The sequence below is a fragment of the Advenella faeciporci genome (genome assembly GCF_014652395.1).
GTDB classification, from domain to species: Bacteria; Pseudomonadota; Gammaproteobacteria; order Burkholderiales; family Burkholderiaceae_B; genus Advenella; species Advenella faeciporci.
This window is the reverse complement of record NZ_BMYS01000012.1, coordinates 85,302-91,775: the sequence shown is the minus strand read 5'-3', so window position 1 is coordinate 91,775 and position 6,474 is coordinate 85,302. Positions and strand designations below refer to the sequence as shown.

Genomic DNA, 6,474 nt, shown 5'->3' with positions numbered 1-6,474 from the left:
TAATCACAAGCGTATCAAGCTCAAATTAAATGGCCTGAGTCCAGTACAATACCGGACTCAGGTTTTAGCTGCCTAGTTTTTAACCGTCCAACATTTGGGGGTCACTTCACTCCTGCGTGGGAATGCAGAGTTGATATTTAATTAAAATGGCAGTTTGGCGTCAGGGGCATGGGCGGCAAAAACTTGCCTGAACTCATCCTGGATGCGGGCCAGGGCAACGGGATTTTCGGCCTCAAAGCGCAGGACCACCACCGGTGTGGTATTGGAGGCCCGTGCCAGCCCAAACCCGTCTTCGTACTCGGCGCGCACGCCGTCAATGGTATTGATCTCCCGTGCGGTAGTAAAACGGCCCTGTTCTTGCAAGGTTTTAATCAGGGCATGTGGCTGGCCTTCCTGCATTTCAAGTTTCAGTTCGGGGGTGGAAATATCCTGGGGAATGGCATTCAGGATATCACTGGGATTGTCATGCCGTGACAGGATTTCCAGCAGGCGGGTACCGGTGTACAAACCGTCATCAAAGCCGTACCAGCGTTCCTTGAAGAAAATATGTCCACTCATTTCTCCGGCCAGTGGGGCGCCTGTTTCAGCCAGTTTGGCCTTGATCAGGGAGTGTCCGGTTTGCCACATCAGGGGTTTGCCACCAGCCAGTGCAATCCCTTCGGCCACGTGGCGGCTGCATTTGACATCATAAATAATGGTTTCACCGGGGCAACGTTCCAGCACATCGCGGGCAAATAGAATGAGCTGGCGGTCGGGCCAGATGATCGTGCCGGTTTTGGTAATCACGCCCAGGCGGTCGGCATCACCGTCAAAAGCCAGTCCAAGCTCGCAATCGGTGTTCTGAACGTGTCTGATCAGGTCTTCAAGGTTATGGGGATCAGCCGGGTCGGGGTGGTGATTGGGAAAGCGGCCATCCACTTCGCAGAACAGTTCATCCACTTCGCAGCCCAGTTTCCTGAACAGGGCGGGGGCTACATTGCCTCCTACACCATTGCCGCAATCAATCGCGATTTTCAAGGGGCGAGCCAGTTTGACATCACTGCAAACCCGATTGATGTATTCGGGGATGATGTCCAGATTCTCCCGGGTGCCTGGATTGTTGGCCAGCGGCAGGGATTCAATGGCCAGCATTTCGTCGCGCAATTGCAGGACGTCGCTGCCATACAGGGCCTTGCCCCCAATCATCATCTTGAAACCGTTGTATTGGGGCGGATTGTGGCTGCCGGTAATGGCCACCGCAGTGCCAATATTTCTGGAGTAAGCAACAAAATAAACCAGGGGAGTGGGAACCTGGCCCAGGTTGATGGTGTTGACGCCTTCATCATTAATGCCCTGTTGCAGGGACTCGGACAATTCCGGGCTGCTGGTGCGTCCGTCATAGCCGGTGACAATGGTGGCAATGTCCTGTTTTTTGGCCCGGGCAGCCAGAGCCCGGCCAAGCAGGTATGCAAATCCGGGATTAAGCTGTTCGGGGACGGTGCCCCGGATGTCATAGGCCTTGAATACACTTGCTGCTAATAATGGCGCCACGTAAAAATCCTTATAGGGAAGACTAATCGTTTCGAATCGTACGCGAAACTTAACGATAGAATGCAATTTGGGTAGAATGATAGAATAAATTAATTACACACATTATAAAACCGCCGTCCGCCTGGATGTGGTTTTATGACGGATAGAACTTTTACAGGTCGTGATATGAACGTTTTGGCAGTTTTACAGGAAATCGTTGGGGTTGAGCATGTTCTTGTCGGAGAGCATGCACAGGCTTATTTAACAGACTGGCGCGGTCGCTATACCGGCAAGGCGCAGGCGGTGGTTCGCCCCGGTTCGGCCGAAGAAATCGCAAAGGTTGTAAAAACCTGCCTGCAGTACGATATTCCGGTTGTGCCGCAAGGTGGAAATACGGGTTTGTGCGGAGGGGCCACGCCCAATAACAAAGGGGATGCCATTGTCGTTTTGTTAACCCGTCTTAACAAAGTGCTTGAGATTGACACCGATAACGACACCATCACTGTCCAGGCCGGTTGCATTCTGCAATCGGTACAAGAGGCGGCGGCCAAGGCAGGGCGTTTGTTTCCGTTAAGCCTGGCGGCCGAAGGCAGTTGCACGATTGGTGGCAATTTGGCGACCAACGCCGGTGGGACCCAGGTCTTGCGTTATGGCAATGCCCGAGATCTTGCGCTTGGCCTGCAGGTGGTGACGGCAGATGGTGAGGTCTGGGAGGGCCTGCGTGGATTGCGCAAGGACAATACCGGTTATGACTTACGGAATTTGTATATCGGCAGCGAAGGAACCCTGGGTATTATTACCGCAGCCACGCTTAAGCTATACCCGCAGCCGGTCGCCAAATGTACCGCACTGCTTGCGCTGGATGATATTGATGCGGCGGTTAAAATGCTGTCGCGTGCCCGTAGCGGGTTTGGTGCCTCATTAACCGGATTCGAATTGATGTCCAATTACTGCCTGCGTTCGGTGACCAAGCTGTTTCCCCAGCAAAAAATGCCATTCGAAGGCCCCAGCCTTGAATCCGCCTGGTATGCCCTGCTTGAAATTTCCGACAGTGAAAGTGCCGGGCACGCCCGCGAGCGGTTCGAGTTGGTGGTGGGTGAGGCGATAGAAGCGGGTGAAGTGCAGGATGCGGTTATTGCCGAGTCTATCCAGCAAAGTAAAGACCTATGGCATTTGCGTGAAAGCATTCCTTTGGCGGAGGCTGAAATTGGCAAGGGCATCAAGCATGATGTGTCTATTCCGGTATCCAGAATTGCCGAATTTGTGGCTAAAACCAATGAGCTGTTACAGGCGTCTTTTCCTGGTGTGCGCCATATCATTTTTGGTCACTTGGGTGATGGCAACCTGCACTATAACGTGGGTGCGCCCATTGGCCAAGAGGAAGGTTTTCTTTCCCGCCAAAAAGAAATCTATGAAGTGGTACACAACAGTGTGCATGCCTTTAACGGTTCCATCAGTGCCGAGCATGGTGTTGGCCAACTGAAAAAAGACCTGTTGCCCAATTACAAGTCGGCCGTGGAATTGTCCCTGATGCGCAAGATCAAGCGGGTGCTTGATCCTAACGGCATCATGAATCCGGGCAAGGTTATCAATAGCGTTGACATTTAGGGCAGAAATAGGTGGCACGCTGGCCCTGGATGATTTTCCTGATCAGGGTGCCACATTTTTTGCAAGGAACGCCTTCTTTGTCATAAACGGCGGCATGAATGGCAAAATAGGCACCCACTTCGCCGTTGGTGCCGGTGTAATCTTTCAGGGTGCTGCCGCCCGACTCAAGGGCTGCGGTCAGGGTTTCCAAAATGGCCTGGTGCAGGCGTTTGCAGCGTGCGTGGGAAAGTGTTTGTGCAGCGGTTTGAGGGTTTATGCGTGCCCTGAATAAACTTTCCGAGGCATAAATATTGCCAACCCCCACTACAATTTCACCGCTTAGCAAGACGGTTTTGATGGCGCTTTTCTTGTCCTGCAAGGCCTTGTGCAGGTAAGTGGCCGTAAATTGCGGGTCAAAGGGCTCAATGCCCAGCCTGGCCAACAGTTGGTGGTTCAGGATATCGCCGTTTTCGGCCGGATGCCATAAAACCGCGCCAAAACGCCGAGGATCGTTCAGGCGGAATTCGGCATTGTCAAAAACAAACTCGACATGATCGTGTTTAAGTAAAAATTCGCCGGGCGCAACACGACGAATGGAGCCCGACATGCCCAGATGAATGATTAAAACCCCATGTTCAAAGGCTAATAGCAAATATTTGCCGCGCCGTTCACAAGCCTGTAAAACATGGCCTTGCAGGATTTGATTCAGGTTTTCCGGTATGGGCCAGCGGAACTGGTGATGATGAATGCGGATTTCGTTAAGTTGATGGCCGGTAATGACGCTGTCCAGACCGCGCCGGGTCGTTTCTACTTCAGGTAATTCTGGCATGTTGCTTAGGTATGTTGCTTAGGTGAAAAGTGTTGTTTTTTACGGTGCTGGCAAGTGTTTAAACATTTACCAACAAGTGGTTTTACCTGAAATTGTACTTAAGAATGATAATATCAGTATTCCTGTATGAACTTTTTCCGGTATGGCCATTTTTCCATCTGTGACTGTTTTCAGAAAAATTCTTCTTGTCTCTGCGGTCTCGGTTTCTACCCTGTGGGGTACCCTTGCCTGTGCCCAGGGCGAAATGACGCCAGTTATGCCCCGTTTGCATGCTGCCCTTGATTTCATTCCCGCCTACAAGCTTAAACCGGTCCAGTTGGTAGAGCACACCGACGCGGATGATATTTTCAGTTTGCTGGTGGTCGAGTTTGCCATTCAGGATGAGAAGTTCGAGCTGGCTGCCCAGGCTGCTTTTGATTTTGCCAAAGAAAAAAATGATGTGCCAATGGCCAAGAAGGCAATGCAATTGTATTTGGCCAGCTCTTCAAGCCAGAAAGCGGCAGATGCCGCAAGGCTGTGGTACAAACTTGACCCTGACAATGAAGAGGCTTCGGCAACCGCATTGGCGCTGGCCGCTTCTAACGGTGAAACCGAAGGGCTGGTGAATGCATTAAGGCTGAGACTGCAGCAGGCCAAGAATAAAGAACAGGCCATTTATCAAACCGCTTCAATTGTTGCCAGAATGAATGATAAAAAAATGGCACTTGAGGTGTATGAAAAGGCAGTTGAAGGCTTGGTGGATGACCAGTCGACCACTTTCATGTTAATGGCTGATTTGGCCTATCAGGTCAAAGAGCTGGATAAAGCCTGGCAATCATCCCTGAAGGCCCTTGAGCTTGACGCGGCATCCGATGCTTCTGCCGAGCGTGTTCTGCAATACGGCCGGGAAGGCCATAAGAAAGAAGCCATGGAAATTGTCGGGAACTTCATTCAGACCAATGCAAACGCACGGCGGTTACGCCTGCTTTACATTAGCGAGATGGTTAATGACAAGGCGTTTGATGCCGCGATCCATGAGTTGAAGGAAATGGAAAAAACGTTTCCTGAAGACTTTGACTTGCTATATATGGAAGCGCAGGTTTATTACCAGGCCAAAAAACTGGCACAGGCCAAGAAACTGCTTAAGCAGTTTCTGGATGTCCAGATTCAGCGCCGTGAGGCCCTGCCTGATGCCGAAACCGATGCCCAGGGGCAGGCTGCTGATGCCAGGATCATGCTGGCTCAGATTTATGAAGAAGAACAAAACTATCGGGCCGCAATCAGTCAGCTGGAAAAAATTGATGATCCCGGTGCGCAGATACAAATCAAAATGCAAATTGCCGTATTGCATGGAAAAAATGGTAACGAGGCCAAGGCAACCGCGTTGTTGAAATCGCTTCAGCCCGAAGAGGAAGAGGATGCCGTGCGCATTCGTCTGACACAGGCCCTGATTTATCGCAATGCCGGCAAGGCGGATCAGGCCATTCGTTATTTGAGGCAGGCTGACAAAGAGATACCCAGGAACGCACTTATCAAGTATGAGCTTGCCATGATGTACGAGCAGCAGGGAAGTTTTGAAGAAATGGAAACCTTGTTGCGCGAAGTGATTTCCCTGAGGCCGTCTTCGCCTGATGCTTATAATGCCCTGGGTTATGTCTTTGCCGACCGCAACATGCACCTTGATGAGGCCCAGTTGTTGCTGGACAGGGCGGTTGCGCTGGCGCCTGATAACCCGTTCATTCTGGATAGTATGGGGTGGTTGCAGTTTCGTCTGGGCAATCTTGAACTGGCGCTTGAATATCTTGAAAATGCCTTTGAGCTGTCCGAACAGGCGGATATTGCCGCCCATCTTGGAGAGGTGCTTTGGGTCAAGGGTGAAAAAGACAGGGCGCGCGATATTTTCATGAAAGGCCGGGAGCTGGAAAAGCAAAACAAAACGCTGGAGGCTACAATCAAGCGTTTGGGTATTTCTTTGCGAGATAAAAAATGAAGCCGTTCAAGCAGTTTTTCCGGTATGTGGGGGCGTTAAGCTTAATAGGTTTGCTGGCTGCCTGTGCGCCGGCCCTGAAACAGCCAACCACTCAGGATGAAGCCACTTACAGCCGGGCAGGGCGGTTTGCCCTGAATGTCTGGGATAAAACCATTGATCGTAATAAAGATGCCGTTCAAGGCGGGTTTTTATGGCTTGATACCCGGCAAAGACTTGAGCTTGATTTAAGAAATCCGTTGGGATCCACGCTTGCCAGGGTATCGGTAACGCCAGACAGTGCCACCCTGGTTCACGCCGATGGCTCCCAGGTAACCGCTGAAAACCCTGATGCCCTGGTGGCCGAGGTGTTGGGGAGCGAGATTCCGGTTTCAGGTTTGCGTTATTGGCTCAAAGGCATTGTGGCACCCGCAAAGGTAGAGCTGGAACAACGCGATGCGCAGGGGCGTCTGGGGTCATTTACCCAGGCTGGCTGGAAAGTCACCCTGTCTGATTATGACCATAAAGGTCCCAGGAAGCTGGGCATGGTGCGCAATGAAACCTTTCAGACCATTACGGTCAGACTGGTGATTAATGAATAATC

The 6,474-nt window shown here is 51.4% G+C and carries 6 protein-coding genes; 4 read left to right on the top strand and 2 right to left on the bottom strand.

From position 1 onward, the window contains the following. The coding region (locus IE074_RS09490) for an IS3 family transposase (protein WP_189384488.1) at window positions 1–76 on the top strand (76 nt) is incomplete at its 5' end. A gap of 65 nt (window positions 77–141) precedes the next feature. Here the strand turns inward: IE074_RS09490 and IE074_RS09485 are convergent. Beyond that, window positions 142–1,530, bottom strand: coding sequence for a phosphomannomutase/phosphoglucomutase (locus IE074_RS09485; protein WP_189385228.1), 1,389 nt, complete (start codon window positions 1,528–1,530; stop codon window positions 142–144). Between the two features lie 165 nt (window positions 1,531–1,695). On the opposite strand from IE074_RS09485, the gene IE074_RS09480 reads away from it, so the two are divergent. After that, a complete protein-coding gene (locus IE074_RS09480; protein WP_189385227.1) occupies window positions 1,696–3,117 on the top strand; it encodes an FAD-binding oxidoreductase in 1,422 nt (473 codons plus the stop codon). Here the strand turns inward: IE074_RS09480 and mutM are convergent. Beyond that, entirely contained in the window at window positions 3,098–3,925 is an 828-nt protein-coding gene (gene mutM, locus IE074_RS09475; protein WP_189385226.1) for a bifunctional DNA-formamidopyrimidine glycosylase/DNA-(apurinic or apyrimidinic site) lyase, read from the bottom strand. The two genes, IE074_RS09480 and mutM, sit on opposite strands and share 20 nt — an antisense overlap. 142 nt (window positions 3,926–4,067) lie before the next feature. Between mutM and IE074_RS09470 the strand changes: the two genes are divergently transcribed. Next, window positions 4,068–5,894: a tetratricopeptide repeat protein gene (locus IE074_RS09470; RefSeq protein WP_189385225.1), complete on the top strand. Its 1,827-nt coding sequence runs from the start codon at window positions 4,068–4,070 to the stop codon at window positions 5,892–5,894. After that, window positions 5,891–6,472 (top strand): lipoprotein insertase outer membrane protein LolB, encoded by a 582-nt coding sequence (gene lolB, locus IE074_RS09465; protein WP_189385224.1) that lies wholly within the window; start codon window positions 5,891–5,893, stop codon window positions 6,470–6,472. Before IE074_RS09470 ends, lolB begins: the two co-directional genes overlap by 4 nt. The last annotated feature ends 2 nt before the right edge of the window (window positions 6,473–6,474 follow it).